General features: G+C 32.6%; 17 protein-coding genes. 6 read left to right on the top strand and 11 right to left on the bottom strand.

What is annotated here, in order from left to right; all coding sequences use genetic code 11:
- Positions 1 to 426: 426 nt before the first annotated feature.
- The 4 genes from ACNO7W_RS08525 to ACNO7W_RS08510 are packed head-to-tail and all read right to left on the bottom strand — an operon-like array spanning position 427 to position 3,739.
- Positions 427 to 1,383, bottom strand: coding sequence for a geranylgeranylglycerol-phosphate geranylgeranyltransferase (locus tag ACNO7W_RS08525; RefSeq protein WP_417937792.1), 957 nt, complete (start codon positions 1,381 to 1,383; stop codon positions 427 to 429).
- Positions 1,384 to 1,422: 39 nt separating this feature from the next.
- A complete protein-coding gene (locus tag ACNO7W_RS08520; RefSeq protein WP_143386912.1) occupies positions 1,423 to 2,361 on the bottom strand; it encodes a mevalonate kinase in 939 nt (312 codons plus the stop codon).
- Positions 2,362 to 2,420: 59 nt separating this feature from the next.
- On the bottom strand, positions 2,421 to 2,615 hold the full coding sequence (locus ACNO7W_RS08515) for a hypothetical protein (RefSeq protein WP_143386911.1): 195 nt from the start codon (positions 2,613 to 2,615) through the stop codon (positions 2,421 to 2,423).
- Between the two features lie 41 nt (positions 2,616 to 2,656).
- Positions 2,657 to 3,739 (bottom strand): diphosphomevalonate/mevalonate 3,5-bisphosphate decarboxylase family protein, encoded by a 1,083-nt coding sequence (locus tag ACNO7W_RS08510; RefSeq protein WP_417937791.1) that lies wholly within the window; start codon positions 3,737 to 3,739, stop codon positions 2,657 to 2,659.
- Positions 3,740 to 3,970: 231 nt separating this feature from the next.
- Here ACNO7W_RS08510 and ACNO7W_RS08505 point away from each other — a divergent pair, with 231 nt between their 5' ends.
- On the top strand, positions 3,971 to 4,447 hold the full coding sequence (locus ACNO7W_RS08505; RefSeq protein WP_417937790.1) for a TspO/MBR family protein: 477 nt from the start codon (positions 3,971 to 3,973) through the stop codon (positions 4,445 to 4,447).
- A gap of 56 nt (positions 4,448 to 4,503) precedes the next feature.
- Here the strand turns inward: ACNO7W_RS08505 and ACNO7W_RS08500 are convergent, their stop codons facing one another.
- Positions 4,504 to 5,241, bottom strand: coding sequence for a hypothetical protein (locus ACNO7W_RS08500; RefSeq protein WP_417937789.1), 738 nt, complete (start codon positions 5,239 to 5,241; stop codon positions 4,504 to 4,506).
- Positions 5,242 to 5,346: 105 nt separating this feature from the next.
- On the bottom strand, positions 5,347 to 5,697 hold the full coding sequence (locus ACNO7W_RS08495) for a helix-turn-helix transcriptional regulator (RefSeq protein WP_417937788.1): 351 nt from the start codon (positions 5,695 to 5,697) through the stop codon (positions 5,347 to 5,349).
- Between the two features lie 312 nt (positions 5,698 to 6,009).
- Here ACNO7W_RS08495 and ACNO7W_RS08490 point away from each other — a divergent pair, with 312 nt between their 5' ends.
- The 5 genes from ACNO7W_RS08490 to ACNO7W_RS08470 all read left to right on the top strand — a co-directional run bounded on the left by ACNO7W_RS08490 (position 6,010) and on the right by ACNO7W_RS08470 (position 12,528).
- The gene (locus ACNO7W_RS08490) at positions 6,010 to 6,192 is read left to right on the top strand and encodes a hypothetical protein (protein WP_417937787.1); all 183 of its coding nucleotides are present in this window, start codon (positions 6,010 to 6,012) and stop codon (positions 6,190 to 6,192) included.
- A gap of 102 nt (positions 6,193 to 6,294) precedes the next feature.
- Positions 6,295 to 7,383, top strand: coding sequence for a hypothetical protein (locus tag ACNO7W_RS08485; protein WP_417937786.1), 1,089 nt, complete (start codon positions 6,295 to 6,297; stop codon positions 7,381 to 7,383).
- Positions 7,383 to 8,972, top strand: coding sequence for a thioredoxin domain-containing protein (locus ACNO7W_RS08480; RefSeq protein WP_417937785.1), 1,590 nt, complete (start codon positions 7,383 to 7,385; stop codon positions 8,970 to 8,972). Before ACNO7W_RS08485 ends, ACNO7W_RS08480 begins: the two co-directional genes overlap by 1 nt.
- Before the next feature lie 29 nt (positions 8,973 to 9,001).
- Entirely contained in the window at positions 9,002 to 11,206 is a 2,205-nt protein-coding gene (locus ACNO7W_RS08475) for a peptidase domain-containing ABC transporter (protein ID WP_417937784.1), read from the top strand.
- 38 nt (positions 11,207 to 11,244) lie between these two features.
- Positions 11,245 to 12,528: an HlyD family secretion protein gene (locus tag ACNO7W_RS08470; protein WP_417937783.1), complete on the top strand. Its 1,284-nt coding sequence runs from the start codon at positions 11,245 to 11,247 to the stop codon at positions 12,526 to 12,528.
- A gap of 6 nt (positions 12,529 to 12,534) precedes the next feature.
- On the opposite strand, the gene ACNO7W_RS08465 is transcribed toward ACNO7W_RS08470, so the two are convergent.
- From ACNO7W_RS08465 to ACNO7W_RS08445, 5 genes are all read right to left on the bottom strand, one after another.
- Entirely contained in the window at positions 12,535 to 13,743 is a 1,209-nt protein-coding gene (locus ACNO7W_RS08465; protein WP_417937782.1) for an NAD(P)/FAD-dependent oxidoreductase, read from the bottom strand.
- On the bottom strand, positions 13,740 to 14,447 hold the full coding sequence (locus ACNO7W_RS08460; RefSeq protein WP_417937781.1) for a glycerophosphodiester phosphodiesterase: 708 nt from the start codon (positions 14,445 to 14,447) through the stop codon (positions 13,740 to 13,742). The genes ACNO7W_RS08465 and ACNO7W_RS08460 overlap by 4 nt, the downstream gene beginning before the upstream one ends.
- Before the next feature lie 202 nt (positions 14,448 to 14,649).
- Entirely contained in the window at positions 14,650 to 16,308 is a 1,659-nt protein-coding gene (locus tag ACNO7W_RS08455; protein ID WP_417937780.1) for an alpha-amylase family glycosyl hydrolase, read from the bottom strand.
- 136 nt (positions 16,309 to 16,444) lie between these two features.
- The gene (locus ACNO7W_RS08450) at positions 16,445 to 18,250 is read right to left on the bottom strand and encodes a glycoside hydrolase family 13 protein (protein ID WP_417937779.1); all 1,806 of its coding nucleotides are present in this window, start codon (positions 18,248 to 18,250) and stop codon (positions 16,445 to 16,447) included.
- A 295-nt stretch (positions 18,251 to 18,545) separates the two neighbouring features.
- Positions 18,546 to 20,849, bottom strand: a complete 2,304-nt coding sequence (locus ACNO7W_RS08445; protein WP_417937778.1) for a glycoside hydrolase family 65 protein — start codon at positions 20,847 to 20,849, stop codon at positions 18,546 to 18,548.
- Positions 20,850 to 20,860 lie beyond the last annotated feature (11 nt).

Genomic DNA, 20,860 nt, shown 5'->3' with positions numbered 1-20,860 from the left:
ACTATCTGCCGACGTTCCATATTAGAAATTTCTATCGGCCTTTTAAATCCTAAAATAACTTTACTTGTTCTCATTTAATTGTCGTTTAAATGTGTAAACCTATTTTAGGACAAGACAAACAGTTTGATTCACCGAGTAAAAAAATCCGTGCAAATCGGTATAATCTGTACAATCTGTGGGCTAATATTTATGCTTTATAAATGTACAAACGACGAAAATTGTATTCGAAATGATTTTAGTCCGCATTACGGATAGTCATATTATTTTTTAAAGAAAAAAGAAAAAGGATGCCGTTGCAAATGAAATTCATTGAACTCCTATTAAAATAAAAGTCAAGTGAAATAATCGGGGCTAAGCTAATGGAGAAATTTGGGGATTTTTGAGGAAATTGTTTTGCTCTTTTTATAATTCCGACGAAGTAATAATCTAAACCATCATCAACAATCTTTTTCCGTGCCATAAAACACTTGGATTGATAAGCACAATGCAAAATACACCAGCCACAATAAGGAATTTCAACACATTATGGAGTAAAAGGAATTGCGCTTTGGTAGTTGATCTCCACAAGTAAAGTAAGAAGAAAATTAAAATTATTAGACAGGAATAAAAATAGATATCCATATAACCGACATCGTAAATTTCGATTAAAACGTAAACTGGCAATACAGTTAGAATTGTCAATGCTGTAATGGTTTTTTTTGAAATTTCTTCACCATAAACAATCGGAATCGTTTTGTAATCATTAACTAAATCGCCTTTTAGGTTCTCCAAATCTTTGATCATTTCTCGAATCAACAGCAATAAAAACAGAAAGGATGCGTGCGCAAAGATTACTCCGAGCTGTCTTTTGTAATTTTCGATTTCTTCAAATGGAATCTTATTGTAGAAATACAACAGTATCGCAAAAAAAGGTAAAACAGCCAGTAAAGCCGCTGTCAAGTTTCCTATTATTGGATATTTTTTTATTTTATGGGAATAAAACCAAATGGAAAATATATACCCTGAAAAGAATAAAAACACACGCCAAGAGACGAACATAGCCATTAAAGCCACAATGAAATTGAGCGAGAAATACACAGTCAACTTTGTTTTTTGACTCACCAATCGGTCCAGCATCGACTTATTGGGGCGATTGATTAAATCTTTTCGACTGTCATAAAAATTATTGATGATATAACCTGAAGCTATCGTAATTGAAGAAGCAAAAACAAGTATAAATAAATTGAAATCCAGTAGGATATCCAATGCTCTTTTTTCGGGTGCCAGAATAAATATCGCCGAAAGGTATTGCGCCAAAATAATGATTGGAATGTTATACCCTCTAACTACAGAGAACAAACTTGCAATTTTCATTATAAGAAGTTTGTGCTGCCTGCTTAACATTATGGGAGTTTAAGGTTTAAAGTTTAAGGTTTAAGGTTTTTAAAACTGATAAACTACCTCTAGTTTATAATCTTTCAAGGAAACTCTGGCTTTTTCTAAATCTTCAGTAAAGCCCAAGATGTATCCGCCACCGCCAGAACCACATAATTTTAAGTAGTAGTCATTGCTGTCAATTCCTTGTTGCCAGATTCCGTGAAATTGTTCCGGAATCATAGGTTTAAAGTTATTCAAAACTACTTTTGATAATTTTTTGGTATTCATAAACAATGATTTCATATCACCACCAAGGAAGTTTTCTACACAAGCATCGGTATGTTTTACGAATTGATTTTTAAGCATGGCACGGAAACCTTTGTCTTTCAGGTTTTCCATGAAAATATTCACCATAGGAGCCGTTTCGCCTACAATACCTGAGTCTAACAAGAATACAGCGCCTTTTCCGTCAAAACTTTGATTAGGAATTCCGGTTGCTTGAATATTATCTTTAGAATTGATAAGAATTGGAATACTCAAATAGCTGTTTAAAGGATCCAAACCAGAACTTTTTCCGTGGAAAAAACTCTCCATTTGAGAAAATATATTTTTTAATTGCAGTAATTTTTCACGAGTCAAATTCTCCAGAACCGTGATTTTATTTTGTGCATATTTATCATAAATAGCTGCTACAAGTGCGCCACTGCTTCCTACGCCATAACCTTGTGGAATGCTGGAATCAAAGTACATTCCTGTTTCAACATCATTTTTTAAAGTAGCTAAATCAAAAGTAACTAAGTTGGGTTGCTCATTTTGTAACGTTTCCAGATAGGTAACAAAACGTCTCAAATTTCCATTTGATTTTATGGCTTCTTCAGATGGATTTTCATCTCTTTTAAGTGCGCCATTATAAAAATTATAAGGAATAGACAACCCTTTTGAGTCACGAATAATTCCGTATTCTCCAAAGAGTAATATTTTTGAGTAGAATAAAGGTCCTTTCATATTAGATTGTAAATTAACAATTTGGGGTTGATAATTATATATTGTAACAAATGAATTTTTTATAAATCAACTTTGTCTCCACGATTTGCCTCTTGAATTTCAAGATTAATTTCTTCTTGTTGTTCAGGAGATAATTCTTTCCAGACATCTTTTTTTTGTGACTTGAAAATGTTTTTTACAGCTTCAATTAGGGCCGTGTCGTCAGTTTCTAACAACAATTTTATCAATTCTAATTTCTCTGATTGAATGTCCATAATTTCAGCTCTTTAAAACTTAAAGGTAGGAAAAAAACAAATTAACTCAACACAGCTCCTTTTCCAATTTCGTCACAAATGTACTGACCATTTTGACAATAGCCAACTAATTCGTCCTTAATAAATTGTAAAACGGTAACCGCTACATTTTCAGGATATAAAACGTGAACATTTGCCCCCGCATCCAGCGTGAAACAAACAGGAATTTTAGACTCATTTCTAAATTTCCAAATCGCATTAATGATTTCCAACGTATTTGGTTTCATCAATATAAAATAAGGCATTGAGGCCATCATCATTGCATGTAAAGTCAAGGCTTCGCTCTCCACAATTTTGATGAATTCTTCTAGATTCCCGTTTTCAAAAATAGTTATCAGTTGGTCTAAATTTTCATGCGCTTGCGCAAATCGCCTTTCGGCAAAAGGATGGTTGTGCATCAAATCGTGTCCAATAGTGCTGGAAACTTGTTTTTCGCCTTTGTCAACCAACAAAATGGTATCTTGAAAATTCTTGAAATTAGCATGAATAGCATTTGGAAATTCGACACCAAATAAATCTGAACTTCCGGAGATATTCGCATGATTTCCCCAAACTACAACACTTCCTTTTACACTTCTACAAGCACTTCCGGAACCTAAACGGGCTAAAAATGATGCTTTTTGAAAAAAGTATTCTTCAGTCATTTCTGGGTTTAATGTTTTTTCCAAACTCATTAAATTCATCGCCAAAGCTGCCATTCCTGATGCTGATGAGGCAATTCCTGAACTGTGCGGAAATGTATTTTGAGTGTCAATGGTAAAATGGTAGTCTTTCAAAAAAGGCAAATACACTTCGATTCGTTCCAGAAATTTTTGAATTTTTGGTTTGAAATCTTCTTTTGGTTTTCCTTCAAAAAGCAAATCAAATGAGAATGCACCATTATTTTGTTTTTTGGCGAAAGCCAATTTGGTATTGGTTTTACAATTATTCAATGTGAAACTAACCGAAGGATTCGCAGGGATTTGGTTGTCCTTTTTTCCCCAATATTTCACGAGTGCAATATTACTGGGCGCGCTCCATTGGAAATTTCCTTTTTCAACTGAATGTGTATATTTTGATGGAATAAAATCGTTTGCTGAAATCATGAACTTAAAAATTTACGCAAAGATACTTTTTTTGGTTTATTTGTTTATTTGTTTGTGCGGTTAATCGTTAGAAAGATTTAAGTAAATTTGGACGATAAAAAAATTACCATATAAGTTATATCAGTCCATTTAAGGGTTTGTTTAATAAAGGATTTATTAAACTTATATTTTCTTAAATCGCTTATATGGTTAAAAAAGATATATTGTTTAGAAATTTTTAAAAATATAAAAATGAACAAGATTACCCGAATATTAGCTGTTGTTGTTACCTGTCTTGCTATTGGTTATTTTTCTGGGGAGGTGACTCGTTCTGCAATTACCACTTGGTATCCTACTTTGGTCAAACCAAGTTTTAATCCACCCAATTGGATTTTTGCACCCGTTTGGAGCATGTTGTATGTAATGATGGGCGTTGCTGCAGGATTAGTTTGGGGCCGAATAGAAGTTGAAAAAGAAGCCGTAAAAAAAGCATTGGTTTTCTTTGCAATACAGCTCGCACTAAATGCGCTGTGGTCGTATTTGTTTTTTGGATTGCACAACCCAATGTTAGCCGGTTTAGAAATTATAGTATTGTGGTTGATGATATTTGAAACGTACATTCAATTTGCCAAAATCAATAAAATTGCGGGCTATTTATTCATTCCGTATTTGGCTTGGGTAAGTTTTGCCGCGGTTTTAAATGGAAGTATTTGGTGGTTGAATAGATAGTTGGCGGTTTTCAGTCTCAGTTTTCATTTTATGATTAAAAACTAATTTTTAAAGTCTCATAACTTCTTAAATTCAATATTCTTGGTAGATAAAAAATCCATCATCGATAAAACATTACTGTTTTCTATTAGTGTTTTCGATTTTGGGTCAGCATCACAAAACTGGAGGAAAAGAGGTATTTCTTCTGGTTTTAATTTTAAAGTTTCGATATAAAACTTCTGATCACAAGTGCTTTTAGCCAATGCTGTAAATTCAATTTTTGGGGAACTTTTTTTGACTTCTTCTTTTTCTTTTCGGAATAAATCTAAAATCATACCGGCCACCCGGAAGAAATCCACTCCGTTTTCAATACTGCCATTGTACACCCCCGTTTTTAAACTTCTTGCTGCTTTTTCTAAAGCTAATTTATCCAACTTTCCTTGCTCGTACGCTTTGTCAGTGTTTAATTTTATTGACGGCATTTTTGTAATTAATACTTCTTTTAATTGTTCTGGTTTAAGGATTAACGAAATTATCAGGTTGTTTTTATCAATGGTCTTTTGATCTAATACTATTTTTTTGATGTCATGATTTTTTGAAATAAAAATGAGTTCGTCGCCCGCTTTTACCAAAATAGAAAATTCCCCAGCTGCGTTTGTAATGGTGACTTTTTTGGAACTAAAATTAGCAATCTCAACTTTTTCCACTGGAAATTGTTCGTGTAAAACTTTCCCGCTGATTAATTTTTCGGTTTGTGAGAAACCAGATTGAAGTACAAAAAACAGTATGGAAACAAAAAAGTAGATTTTAATCATTGGTAATGTTTGGTTACCAAAAGTATATAAAATGAAAATGAAATTTCTGTTTTTTGTTGGCTTTTTTTCTTAATGCAAAAATTAGTTTTAAAGGAGTACTTTTTGTCAAAATTTTTTTGATTCGATTTTTTTTGATTCGATTTTTTTGAGTTTTTCTCTAAGAGCAGTATTTTCATTTTTTAATGACTCAATGTATTCTATAATAAAATTTGGTAAGTTAAAGGAATAAACGTTAGCGGAGTTGTTCACTTTTGTGCTTTGATTGCTTGTTTCATAAAGATCTTCCTTTTTTACCCCTAATTCTTTGGCTATTTTTGTCCATTCCGTATCCGAAATTTTCTTGAGCCCTTTTTCCCTTCGGCTGTAGCTAGATTGATCCATGCCAATTAATTCTGCTAGTTCTTCTTGCGAAAATCCTTTACTTAAACGCACCTCTAATAATTTATTTTCGGACATTTTGTTTTTTTTTCTTACAAATAAAACAAAATAAAATTTTAATAACAATACCCACTTTTAGTGATATTTTCAATATTGGTAGATGTCCATATTTCTATAAAAAACGGGACTTTTTTGCACGAAATTTTTATGCGTTTAATTCGCATAAAAATGCATTAGAATTATTTTGTTTGTGTGCTATTTTTGATGAAAATTATCTTACATTCTTGCTTTTGCAAAAAATCAAGTGCACGTGGTTGATTGAAAAGAGGATTGTTTTGAAAGTTTTTAATTGAGTAACAAAATATTTATTAATCATCTAAAAACAGAAAGATGAAAAAAATTAGTTTAAAAAACGTTGAGAATGTTTTATCAAGAAAAGAAATGAAAACTGTTGGTGGTGGATACAGTAGATTGTATTGTGCTGTACATTCTGTTAGAGTTGTAATTCAAGGGATCATAACTCATGAGGGTCTTGATTATGATGATTGCAGAAATGGATTAGTATCGCACTAATAATTTTAAAAGTCATAAAATAAGACGTCTTATTGAATGGAATATTAACTAAAAGCGGTAGTCTTTTGAGACTGCCGCTTTTCTAAAAGAATGATTTTTAAAATGATAAATTTCATTAAGTCGATTGTATTATTGTTTCCTTTACTTTTGAGTGGACAAAATGTTACAGTTAAAATTGTAGGGGATTTAGATAAAAAACCTCTGATGGGTATACAAATTCTTTCAGAGACGGGGAGCTTTATTTCTGAATCAAATTCAAATGGGGGCTTTGATTATAACTTAGCTTTGTTAAAAGATGAAGGTGTAAAAAATGTAGTTTTTTATGATTCAAATTATTTACCCGTTGAATATAAAATTGATGAAATTCCATCAATCATCTATTTAAAAAAGATAAAATCGTATGAGTTGGAGTCTGTACTTGTTACCAATCCACATTCTAAAAAGTATTTTATTTTAAAGGGTTATTGCAGAAGTTGGAAATTAGTAAACAACAAATTAGTTAAATATGGTGATGGGTTAATAGATTATAGAATCCCTTATTCAAAAAGGGACGAGAATGTCGAGTACAATATAAAGAATTATGTTTCTGCTTATAGAACATTTATGATAGATAGCATTAAACCAAAATCGCGAATAGTTAGTATCTCCATACATGACCGTTTTTTGGATTGTTATTTACCAAAGAGCGATATTTTAAAGAGCGCACCTCACTATTATAAATCTGTTAAAGAAAAAGATAGTTTGTATGTGGTTTTACATGAAGGGGAAAAGACAGGATATGCCATATATGATAAAAATGATTTACCAGCTGAAATTAATGTTAGTGAAAGCTTTGAAAAAGAGGAGGAAATTAAACTCTTGATTTGGAAAATTTCAGGTAAATTTAAAAATATTGAAAAATGGACTGGGGAAGGTAATACAAGACATCCCTCTTATTTATTTAGTAGCAAAAAAATAATGGTGAAAACAAAATTTGAAGGTAAATTTAATAATGTCGAAACTGTCACTGAACTTTTTATTGATGACTTTGTTTATAACGACGAGAAGCCTCTGGTATATAAATCGTATATTGATAAGGATCGAAGTTTCTATAATTCAAACTATTGGGACGAACAATTAGTAAAACATCCTTTACTTAGTGAAATCAAAGCTCAGTTGACAAATGTTAATGAAAATAAAAATAATTATTAATGCAAATGATTGAGAATTTTAATTTTATTTTTCAATATTTGGGAAAGAAAAAAATAATCATTGATAAATCTGAATTTGAATTTCAGATGCATTCGCATCCAGACTACCCAAGTATATTAGCGATTTCAGATACTTTAAGTTTTTATAATATTGAAAACGGAGTGATTCAAGTCGAAACTTCAGAAATAGATTTATTACCTGACTGTTTTGTTGCTCTTCTAGACAACGAAAAAAGTAATCAAGAGTTCTGTTTTATTGAAAAAAAAGATAATGCTTATTTTTATACAATTGACAAGAAAGCTATTGAAATATCTAAATCAGAATTAGAATCCCGATGGGGTAACGTAGTGTTGCTGGTAGAAAAACCAGAAATAGAAAACGTTATACATACAAATAAAGATAAATTCTATTGGGTTTTACCATTGTTGTGTTTGGGGTTGTTTTTGCTAACACTCTTGCAATTTCAGGAAAACACACAAACAAAATTTTTTTTTGTATTTCCAACGATTGGTCTTTTGTTTTCAGTTACAGCATTAAAGGACTTGTTCGGGACAAAAAGCGAGTTACTCAATAATTTTTGCAAAATCTCAGTATCTACAAATTGTAACACTGTAGTTGGCTCCAATAAATGGAAGGTTTTTGAATTTATTAATTTTAGTGATTTGAGTATTGTGTTTTTCAGTTCTCAATTTTTGGGACTATTAATATTCTTATTCGCTGGCGGTGCAAATACTTATTTTTCGATTCAAAAAATATTGCTTTGTGGAGCAATTCCTGTTCTTTTACTTTCGTTGTATTATCAAAATTTTGTAGAAAAAAAATGGTGTCCTATTTGTTTGGTTATTATAGTGATAATAATGATTGAGTTAGGTTACGGTGTTGTCTTTCAAAATTACATCTTTACTATTTCGAATAAATCATTAATTATTTATGGATTCATTTTTTTGTTAGTAACGGTAATCTGGTCTTCATTAAAAAATTTACTAAGACAACAAAAAGATTTAAAAGAATTTCAGATAAAAGGGATTCGTTTTATGAGAAATTATGAGATTTTCAAAAATACATTATTAACTTCTACTAAAACAGATTATAAAGTAATATATTTTGGAAATATTATTTTAGGAAACGTTGATGCAAGTTTGAAAATAATTATTGTTTCAAGCCCTTTCTGTAGACATTGTGTCGATGTTCATGCCATTATTGAAGAAATATTAGAAAAATATCAAAACAAAGTATGTTTTGATATTCGTTTCAATTTTAATAGTGAACAAAACGATGACAAATCGAAAAGAGTACATCAAGAATTAGTTCGTATATATTATGACAAAGGGCAATATGCTTTTATAAAAGCATTACACGATTGGTTTAAAAATAAAGACGAAGATAAACTAAATTCTACTGGTACATCGCAATTGAACGAATTGAAAATAAATGAAATACTTGATGAACAATATAACTGGAACCAAGAAAATAACATACTATTTACTCCAGAAATTATTATTAATCAGTATGTATTCCCTAAACAATACGATAGAAAGGAGTTAATCTATTTTATAAATGATTTACTCGAAGACGAAGATTTTCAATAAACTACAGCTAAATAACAAAAAATAAACTTTTGAAAAATTTTCCCAATTATATACAAGCTGATTACAAAGATTGTGGACCAACTTGCTTAAAAATTATAGCAAAAAGTTATGGTAAATTGTTAAATATAAAAGAATTAAGAATTTTATCTGAAACTACAAGAGAGGGCAGTAATTTATTGAATCTTTCTGATGCGGCTGAAAAAATCGGCTTTAGAACTCTTGGCATAAGAACATCATTAGAAAAACTAGAAGAAGTTCCTTTACCTTGTATTTTGCATTGGAATAAAGAGCATTATATAGTGCTTTACGATATAAAAAAAGAAAAATATTTTGTTTCGGATCCTGGTCATGGATTGATAGATTATACTAAAGAAGAATTTATTAAATACTGGATAGGCAATAATGCCAATGAAACCACTGAAGAAGGCATTGCGTTGTTGTTTGAACCCTCTCCAAAATTTTATCAGTCAGAATTTGACAAAGAGGATAAAAAATCTTTTGGTTTTTCTTTATTATTCAAATATATCTTACCTTATAAATCATTTTTGACTCAATTAATTGTTGGATTAATAGCAGGTAGTCTGCTACAGTTAATCTTCCCTTTTCTAACTCAAAGTATTGTAGATGTTGGGATACAAAATCAAAACATTCATTTTGTATATCTAATTCTATTTGCACAGCTATTTCTTTTTGTTGGTAAAACCGCATTGGAATTAATAAGAAGTTGGATATTATTGCATCTTTCTACTCGGATAAATATCTCATTAATTTCTGATTTTTTTATCAAATTGATGAATTTACCCATTTCGTTTTTTGATGTGAGAATGACAGGTGATATTATGCAACGTATCAATGATCATCATAGAATTGAAAAGATACTTACTACTTCTTCATTGAGCGTTTTATTTTCTCTAATCAATATGTTTATAATGGGTGGCGTTTTGGCTTATTATAACTTAAAAATATTTGCTGTATTCTTTATTGGCAGTTTTTTATATTTTTTATGGGTAACTTTATTTTTAAAACGTAGAGAGAAACTGGATTATAAGCGTTTTGCAGAAGTAAGTCAAGAACAAAGTAAGGTTATTGAACTCATCAATGGAATGCAAGAAATAAAATTGCACAATGCTGAAAAACAAAAACGTTGGGGTTGGGAATATGTGCAGGCACGATTGTTTAAAGTCTCAATGAAAGGTCTAGTTTTAGAACAAACTCAAAATATAGGTTCAAATTTTATTAATGAGATAAAGAATATTATAATCCTTTTTCTGTCAGCGAAACTGGTTATCGATGGACAAATTACTTTAGGAATGATGATGGCAATTAGTAGTATTGTGGGCAGTTTGAATGGACCCATTTTACAACTTATTAATTTTATTCGTGAAGCTCAGGATGCCAAAATATCATTAGCCAGATTGTCGGAAATACACGAGAAAGAAGATGAAACTGAACAAGAGGAAACACAAACGCACGAAATTCCTAGTGATAGTGATATTGTGATAAAAGATTTGAGTTTTAGATATATTGGTTCTGATGTGAATGTTTTAGAAAATTTAAACTTAACAATACCTGCTAATAAAGTTACTGCTATTGTTGGTACTAGCGGAAGCGGTAAAACAACTTTGATGAAGTTGTTGCTTAAATTTTATGAGCCAAATAGTGGTGAGATAATCCTTAAAAATAATGAGATTGCTTCGTCCCTCGCAATGACAGCTCAAAAAACGTGGCGCTTGCACGTGGGAACTGTGATGCAAGAAGGTTATATTTTTAATGATACCATTGCCAATAATATTGCGATTGGGGTTGATATTGTCAATAAAGAACGTTTGGTTTATGCTGCCGTTGTGGCTAATATTAAAAATTTTATTCAAGATTATCCGTTAAGTTATAATACCAAAATTGGAATGGAAGGTGTTGGAATGAGTACTGGACAAAAACAGCGTTTACTGATAGCAAGAGCAGTTTATAAAAATCCTGAAATGTTATTTTTTGATGAAGCAACTTCTGCGCTTGATGCCAATAATGAAAAAGAGATTATGCAGAAATTGGATGTCTTCTTTAAAAATAAAACTGTTGTTGTTATTGCCCATAGATTGAGTACGGTTATGAATGCTGACCAAATAGTTGTTCTTGAAAAAGGCAAAATAGTTGAAATGGGAAGTCATTCAGCATTGGTTGAACAAAGAGGAAATTATTTTGAATTGGTTAGAAATCAACTACAACTTGGTAATTAATTTGTTGATTTTAGATTTAAGAAGTAAAAGAAGAAACAATGACTGAAAATGTAGTAATAGAATTAAGAAGTGAAGAAGTACAAGAAATCCTTACAAGAGTCCCTCATTGGATGATTCGTTGGGGTTCGGTTGTGGTTTTATTGATTTTAGTATCGTTATTTTTTGTTTCTTGGATGGTTAAATATCCGGATGTTATTTTAACACAAATTATTATTACAACTAATATTCCGCCTGAAAAATTAGTTGCAAAAGTATCTGGTAAAATTGAAGTAATTTTGATAAAAGACAGGATGCTTGTTTCTAAAAATACTCCATTAGCAGTTATAGAAAACGCCTCAAATCACAATGATGTGTTCTTGTTAAAAAGCATAGTAGATACAATCAATATAGACAAAAATAAATTCCCATTTGATAAATTAAAATTGGCTCAACTTGGTGAAATCGAAAGCTCGTTTGCCGTTTTTCAAAAAGAAAGTATTGCAGATGATTTAAATGCTAAATTACAGCCTTATCAAGTGGAAGGTACTGCTCAAAGCTATGAAGCTATTCAGTTAAAAGAGCGATTGAATTTATTAGAATCTCAAAAAAATAGTAGTCAAAATGAATTGGCATTACAAAAAATAGATTTGGAGCGGTATCAAGGTTTATTCAATAAAGGAATAATTGCTGCGCAAGAAATAGAAAAACACAATTTAACGTATCTTCAAGTTGATAAAAGTTACAGAAGTTTGTTAAGCACTATTTCACAATTAAAATCATCGCTTAATGAATTAAACAGAAATAGTAAAACCACTCAAATTAACGAAAGTAAGGAAAATGTAAACTTGGAGCGCAATGTAATTCAAGCTTTTTATCAACTCAAAAAAGCGATTAAAGATTGGGAGTTAAATTACGTTTTACGCTCTTCTATTGATGGGAAAGTTAGTTTTTTGCAACTTTGGGCGGAAAATCAAACTGTAAATGCTGGAGACAATGTGTTTGCTGTTATTCCTACAAACGAAAGTGGTTATATTGGTAAGGTAAAAGCTCCTGCGCAAAATTCGGGAAAAATAAAAATGGCTCAAACGGTCAATATACGATTGGCAAATTATCCCGATAGAGAATTTGGAATTATTAAAGGAAAAGTAAATGCTATTTCCTTAACACCTGACAAAGAGGGCAATTTATTGATTAATGTTTCGTTACCTGATGGCTTGGAAACTTCCTATAAAAAACAAATTATTTTTCAACAAGAAATGCCTGGCACTGCTGATATCGTAACCGAGGATTTACGATTGATTGAAAGATTACTGTATCAATTCAGGGATATTTTCAGAAGATGAGTTTGACTAAACTGCACTCGCCACAATAAACCCACTCGTCCAAGCATTTTGGAAGTTAAATCCTCCCGTAATAGCATCAATATTGACAATTTCGCCGGCAAAATATAGATTTTCATGCAATTTGCTTTCCATGGTTTTGAAGTTAATTTCCTTTAAATCAATTCCTCCCGCAGTTACAAATTCTTCCTTAAACGTACTTTTTCCATTCACTTGAAAAGTGCCATTTGTCAACTGATTCGCTAAATTTTGCAATTGAATTTTTGATAAATCAGCCCATTTGGTTTCCGATTCAATTCCTGAAGCGAGTACCAAACTTTCCCATAATCGGTTAGTTAATTCGAAAGGGGATTTCTTAGAGACCGATTTTTTAGCATGTTCTTGTTTTAATTCTTTTAGGATTTTTTCGGCATCTGTTGCGTCTACATCATTTAACCAATTGACGAAAATAGTAAACTGATAATTTTTGTCATGCAAGATTCGGGCACCCCAAGCGGAGAGTTTTAAAATCGCCGGGCCGCTCATTCCACAATGGGTAATCAATAAAGGCCCAATTGACGTGAGCTTGGTGTCTTTTACCTTAACGGTAACCTGAGCTGTAACTCCGGGTAATTCTTTTATTCGGGCATCTTTGATGTTGAAAGTGAATAGAGAAGGAACCGGACTGACTACAGCGTGTCCAAAAGTTTGTAACATTTCCCAGATTTTTGGGTTGCTTCCAGTAGCTAAAATTAGTTTTTCGGTAAGATAATTTTCATTTTGGGTTTCGATTTTCCATAAATTATCCTTTTTGAAAATGGATTGTACACTTTGTCCAGTTAGAACAGCAATTCCCAGTTTTTGTGTTGCTTTTAGGAAACAATCAATAATGGTTTGTGATGAATTCGAAACCGGAAACATGCGTCCGTCAGCTTCAATTTTCAACTCTACGCCGTGTTTCTCGAACCACTCAATCGTATCGCCAGAACAAAACTGATGAAAAGGACCACGTAATTCTTTTTCGCCACGCGGATAAAACTTCACTAATTCATTAGGTTCAAAACAAGCGTGTGTCACGTTGCATCTTCCGCCACCGGAAATACGAACTTTATTCAGTACTTCTGTACCACGTTCCAGAATGGCTACTTTTAACTTCGGATTTTTTTCTGCAATATTAATCGCTGTAAAAAAACCTGCTGCGCCACCGCCTACTATTATTATATCGAAATTTTGGTTCATATTCTATTTGGAAAATCAGTGATGATTCCGTTTACGTTGAATGTTTTTATTTTTTGAATGTCTTCTGATTCATTGATGGTCCAAGGGAAAACTTGCAATCCTTTTTCCTGTATTTGCGCTGTATTTTCTTTTGTCAATAAATGAAAATGCGGGTGAATGGATTTAGCCTGAATAAATTTGGCGAAAGCCATCGCTAATTCTAAATCGGTTTCCGTTAAAACGCCAATTGGAATTTTATCATTTAAAAAAGCGACTTGCTGCAATGCATTCCAATCGAAACTGGACACTAAAAAACGGTCATACTTCCAGTTTTTTTTAACGACATACTTCTCAATAAGCGAAACCACTTTTTCTGCCGCTTCATAACTTTTGAGTTCAATATTGATAAAACAGTCCTGGTTTACCAAATCAAATACTTCCTTCAGCGTTGGAATTTGCTGCACCGGTTCTGCTAAAAGCCTCGGGTCATGTTTGCCATCTATTCGAAAAGCCTTCAATTCCCGCAAAGATAATGTATTTACAAAACCTTTTCCATTGGTGGTTCTGTCAATGGTTTCATCATGGATAACCATTAATTCCCCATCAGCACTCAAATGCACGTCGAGTTCAATCCCGTCTACTTGCATTTCTAATGCTTTTTGGAAAGAAATTAATGTGTTCTCAGGTTCATAACCTTTAGCGCCACGATGTCCAATTTTGAGCATTGTTGTTTATTTTTTGTAAAGGTAAACATAAAAAAACGCCTTCATTTCTAAAGACGTTTGGATTATTATGTTTCCTTGAATAAATATACCTGCAAGGTTTTGGAAACCTTGCAGGATAAAAAGGAGTCGTTTAATTTTTCGTTCTCGTCTCCCTCTCCTTCGGAGAGTCCCGAGGCTTCGGGATCGGGAGGGGAGAGGATTTCTATTTTTTCAGTTCCAATAAAACAATATCAAATTCGGAATCGATTGTCACTTTTCCATTGATGACGATATTTTCTTTTCCGGAATATGCATCTTTTAATGGTGTACCGTCTGCAAAAAATGAACCTACAGAAAGTTCTTTTTTGCCAATCGCTAAATCCAATGCAACAACTACTGCATCTGAATAATCTCCTTTTGTAAAAGTTCTGGAAAAAGCATATGGTTGAACCGAAATTTGCTTGTGAATTCCTGCTCCAATGGAAGGATGTTTTTTTCTAAACTGTCCTAATTTTTGCCAATGCAACAGTATTTTTTGTGTTTCAGGATTCGACTTGATATCATCCCAATTCATAAATGAACGTAATGTAGCATCGCCTTGAGTTCCTTCAACTACTAATGAACGCGCAGATTCATCACCATAATAGACTTGAGAAAGTCCAGGACTTAACAGCAATTTTGTACCTGCTTCTTTGCTTTTTGTTCTTTTAGCATCAAAAGGTCCGCCGTCATCATGTGAAGACAAATAGTTCAAAACACTGTATCCTTTCAGTTCATTGTTGAGTTTGTCAGAATATTTCGAGAATATAAATTCATAGTCTTTTTGCGCATCCCATTTGAATTCGAAATTGATCATGTTGTTGAAACCATTTTCATAATAGTTTATTTTTTTGTCTCCAAAATCAAAATTTTGTCCACCACTGATGCCATAATTGTATACTTCGGCAATAGTATAAAAGGGATTGTTATCCAGAACTTTGGTTGGATTGTTTTTCTTCCAAGTTTCAAAAGCATAATTACATTGGGTTTTGAAATCGGACCAAACCGTTTCGTCAGTATGTTTTACGGTATCTCCTCTGTAGCCGTCAATTCCATAATCAGCGATATAATCCGTCAACCATTTGATAATGTAATATTTAGGTGCTCTTGGATAACCGGTACGAGCAAAAAACGCATCCAATTCTTTGATTTCTTGTTCGTAGCGTCCTTCTTTTTTCCATTTTTCGATTAAAAAAGGTGGTAATTCCACGTTTTGATTGCTCTCTGTTTTTACATCCGGAAGATTGGCCACCAACGTGCAGGCAGTTGTATTTTTGAAAGATTTATAATCGCAAGTTGGTCCCGTTCTCACCCAGTCATTTGACCAAACCATATCCTCAGTTGTTACCGGTCCGGTATGATTGATAACGCCATCAAGAATGATTCTAATTCCGTGGGCATGCGCTTTCTCGACTAATGCAGCCAAATCTTCTTTTGTTCCAAAGTTAGGGTCTAAATTTGTCCAATCTCTTGCCCAATACCCATGAAATCCATAGCTTAATCCCGTTCCTTCGTCTACGCCATCGTGAATTTGTTCCACTATCGGTGTAAACCAAATCGCATTGATTCCTAGTTTGTCAAAATAGCCGTCATCAATTTTTTTCGAAATTCCTTTGATGTCGCCACCTTCAAAACCACGAAGTTTTCCTGTTGTTTTTGTTCGGTTTAAGGTAACATCATTTGAAGTATCACCATTATTGAAACGGTCTGTCATTAGAAAATACACATTAGCTCCTTCCCAAACAAATAGGGTTTTATTACTCTCAGAAATAGTTTTTGTACTGGAGCAGCTGGTAAAAATTGTCATTACTGCTATTAAAAGCGGAATTAAATGTTTTTTCATTTATTAGAATTTAATGATTGTTTTTTCGGTAGTTGTTTTTTGAAACACATAAGAAATATAAGTTCATTTAAGTTTTGGGGTGTTAATTATTCGTTACAGTACCTTATGTTTTCTTAGATGTCTTATGGGATTTAAATTACTTCAATTCTAAAATTATAACTGATTTAGGTTCAATTATTATTTCGTTTGTAATATCAAATGTTAATTCTGAAATCACATCCTTTCCCGTTTTGTAATCTTTGATGTTTTCTTTAAAACGATGTGTATTTATGGTATGGGTTTCATTACTGTTGTTCATTAAAACCATCACCGTTTCATTAGTATTGTATCTAAAATAAGCATAGACATTGTTTTCAGGGATGTAATGGGTCGTCTTCCCATAATGAATAACCGATTTTATTTTTCTCCAATTAAATAATTTAGAAGTATAATTAAAATAGTCACTTTGTCCCGGAGTTCTCCCTTCACTTATAAAAGCATTGTTTTTATCACCTTCCCAGCCACCTGGAAAGTCTTGACGAATATCGGCATCGCCTTTACCTTTGTCACCAGTCATACCAATTTCACTTCCATAATACAATTGTGGAATTCCGCGCACCGTTGCTATCAAAGCCATTGCCATTTTGTATTTTCTGATATCATTCCCATAAGTCTGATTAAAACGATTGGTATCATGATTTTCAACAAAAACCAAGAGATTATTGATATTTGGGTAGAGAAAATCATTCGTGAAATTGTCATACAGTTTTATAATGCCTTTGTCCCAAGAAGCTTCGTCTTCATTAAAAGCTTTGCTGGTTGCCTCATGTAATGTAAAATCCATCACACTCGGTAAATAGGAGTTGTAATTTTGTATTTTGCTTATTGGACTGTCTTTTTGCCAAAACGCCATTTGTGCCTGGCTGTGCATCCAAATTTCGCCTACAATATTAAAATTGGGATATTCATCGGTTATGGATTTAGTCCATTTTGCGATTCCTTTTGGATCTGAATAATTATAAGTGTCTACTCTAAAGCCATCCAAATCAGCGTATTCTATCCACCAAATTGCATTTTGAATAAGATATTTTAAGGCTAAAGGATTGGTTAAATTTAAATCAGGCATTGATGGAACAAACCAGCCATTTACACAGGTTTCCGTATCAATTTTAGATGCATTAGTATCGTGAATAACGGTTCTTTTATGATTGGTTTGCGTGTAGTTTTCAAATTGATTAATCCATTCGCGAGTGGGCAAATCTTTAATCATCCAATGTTCGATACCCCAATGATTGGTGACGTAATCCATCACTAATTTCATGTCCCTTTTATGCATTTCTGAAGCCAATCGAACATAATCTTCATTGGTTCCATAACGCGGATCTATTTTATACACATCAGATTGACCGTACGTATGATAGGAAAAAGCAGCGTCATTATCTTCGCAAAGTGGCGTACTCCAAATGGTTGTTGCCCCGAGTGAGGAAATGTAATCCAAGTTTTTTATAATTCCTTCAATGTCGCCACCATGTCTTCCTCCAGGCAATTCGCGATTGTATTTTTCTGTAGTAATTTCACCACTGTCATTATTCCTGTTTCCATTTGCAAAACGATCCGGCATCAGTAAATACATCATGTCCGAGGAATCGAAACTTTTGCGTTGCGCTGAATTTTCTCTTCTTTTCTTTAAACTGTATTTTTGTGTGAATGTCTCTTTATTGTTGCTTTTAAAAGTAAAAACCAGATCAGTTGCCGTAACTTTTTTGGTGTCAATAGTAACAAAAATGTAATTAGGATTTTCTGTTCTCTTAACGTTGGTAATTTTTATGCCATCAGATACTGAAACTTGATATTGTGCAATGTCTTTTCCGTAAAACAATATTTGCAATTCGGGATTTTTCATACCTGCATACCAAAAAGGCGGTTCAATTCTGTCAATTTGAGCATTTAAAGTTAAAGACATAAAAAAAAGGAATAAGGTTGTTTTTTTTAGAAAGCTCCTATTTATGAACGGTAAAGAAATAATTTTATTCATTATGAAATACGTTTTATTAGCATTAAATTTTTTAGCAACATTAACATAGAGGCGATGTGCTTTAAAAGAAATTATTGATTTTAACAATTTTTGATAAAGTAGATCTAGATTTAAGAACTGTTATCAATTAAACAATCCCAATGTTTATTGGGATTGTTTGTAAGCCCAGCAAGGCTTCGGATCAAATGATAGAATTAACTACAAGTTCTAACAATTAATTTTTTTAAACAGTAACTAAATTTTCAGCCGTAACAATTACGTCCTTGCCATTCACTACTATTGCTAATTCTTTGTTGCCATCTATTGAAAATGTTGTTTCATTATGATTAATGGCAACTTTTAGAATTTGATTTCTAAAATTGATTTTAAAGGAATAACCGTTCCATTCTTTTGGAATTTTTGGAGAAAAATGAAGTTTATCTTCTTTGATTCTCATTCCGCCAAAACCTTCTACGATACTCATCCAAGTTCCAGCCATCGAAGTAATATGACAGCCTTCTTCAACTTCTTTATTATAATCATCCAAGTCTAAGCGAGAAGTTCTCAAATAGAACGTATAGGCCATATCCATTTTGTCTAGTAAAGCGGCTTGAATGGAATGTACGCAAGGCGAAAGTGAACTTTCATGAACCGTAAAGGATTCGTAAAATTCAAAATTGTTTTTAAGTTCTTCTTTCGAAAAATGATCTTCAAAGAAATAAAAACATTGTAAAACATCGGCTTGTTTAATATAAGGAGAACGTAGAATTCTGTCCCATGACCATTTTTGGTTGATTGGTCTTTGGCTTTTGTCTAAATCAGCTACTCTAACTAAATCTTTATCTAAGAATCCATCTTGCTGTAAGTAAACATTCTGTTCTTCAGAAAAAGGAAAGTACATATTATCCGAGACTTTTTTCCAGGATTGTAATTCGGAATCCGTGATTTTTACTTTCTCGGTAATTCTTTTGTGGTCCGAAGGATATTCTAACGATACTTTTTGAATTTGTTCGTAGGTATATTCCAAACACCATTTTGCAATATAATTGGTGTAGAAATTATTGTTTACGTTGTTTTCATATTCGTTTGGACCGGTAACACCAAGAATTACATATTGGTTTAAATTAGTCGAAAAGTTGGCTCTTTGATGCCAAAAACGAGCAATACCTATTAATACTTCCAGTCCTTTTTCAGGAATATAGCTGTAATCACCTGTATATCTGTAAAAGTTATAAATGGCAAAGGCAATGGCTCCGTTTCTATGAATTTCTTCAAAAGTAATTTCCCATTCATTATGGCATTCTTCCCCATTCATTGTTACCATTGGATACAAAGCAGCACCGTTAGTAAATCCTAATTTGGCTGCATTTTCAATGGCTTTGTCCAATTGATTGTAGCGGTACGTCAATAAATTTCGTGCCACTTCCTGATCTTTGGTCGCCATATAAAACGGAATGCAATACGCTTCAGTATCCCAATAAGTTGATCCCCCGTATTTTTCACCGGTAAATCCTTTTGGTCCAATATTCAATCGGCTGTCTTTCCCTAAATAGGTTTGATTTAATTGAAAAATATTGAAACGAATTCCTTGTTGTGCTTTTACATCGCCATCAATTGTAATATCTGACATTTCCCAAATTTTAGCCCAAGCGTCAATTTGATCTTGTAACATTTGATTGTATCCTTTTGCTAATGCTGATTGGATTACTTTTTCGGCAGCGGTAATTGTGTTTTCATGATTTAAGGAAACGGTATAACCTCCAATTTTTTGGATACTTGATTTTTCACCTTTAGCGATAATAACGCCATATGAAAATTGAATTTTATCGGAAAAAGCATCGATAGAAGAAGGAGAAACGTGGATGTTTTCGCCATTTGTCCAAATGCTATTTTGCATAAAAGTAGTCACCTTGAAGTGCGTTTTGAACGTTTGAGCCGTTACAAAAGCTTCGTTTCCTGATTTTTTAACATCAAGTGGTTCCCAGAATTTTTCTTCCCAGTTGGCATCTTCATTGGTTACACCAGCATCAATATAAGGTTTGTAAATTATTTTTGAATCTTTGTTTAAAGGTGTAATTTCGTAATTAATAACCCCAACTTCGTCTAAAATGATAGAAAGGAAACGACGGATATTCACCGAAACTTCTGTTCCGTTTTTCAAAGTGGCTTCAAAAGAACGATTATACCAGCCTTCTTTCATGTTCAATTCACGGCGAAAATTTTTAACAACTGTACAGGTATTCAAATCAAGTTTTTCCCCGTTTATTTCTATATCTATTCCAATCCAGTTTGGTGCATTCAAGACTTTGGCAAAATATTCCGGATACCCATTTTTCCACCAACCCACTTTGGTTTTGTCTGGATAATATATTCCGGCAATATAACTTCCCTGAAACGTTTCTCCAGTATAATTTTCTTCAAAATTAGCACGTTGTCCCATGGCACCGTTACCAATACTGAACAGACTTTCAGATGATTTTACGCTCTCTACATCAAATCCTTCTTCTATGATACACCAATTGTCTGGTTTTATATAATCTTGGTTCATTCTTTTCTAAT

Source organism: Flavobacterium sp. ZB4R12 (genome assembly GCF_048276375.1).
GTDB classification, from domain to species: domain Bacteria; phylum Bacteroidota; class Bacteroidia; order Flavobacteriales; family Flavobacteriaceae; genus Flavobacterium; species Flavobacterium gawalongense.
The sequence above is the reverse complement of the archived record's forward strand: the minus strand, read 5'-3'. Positions and strand labels throughout refer to the sequence as shown.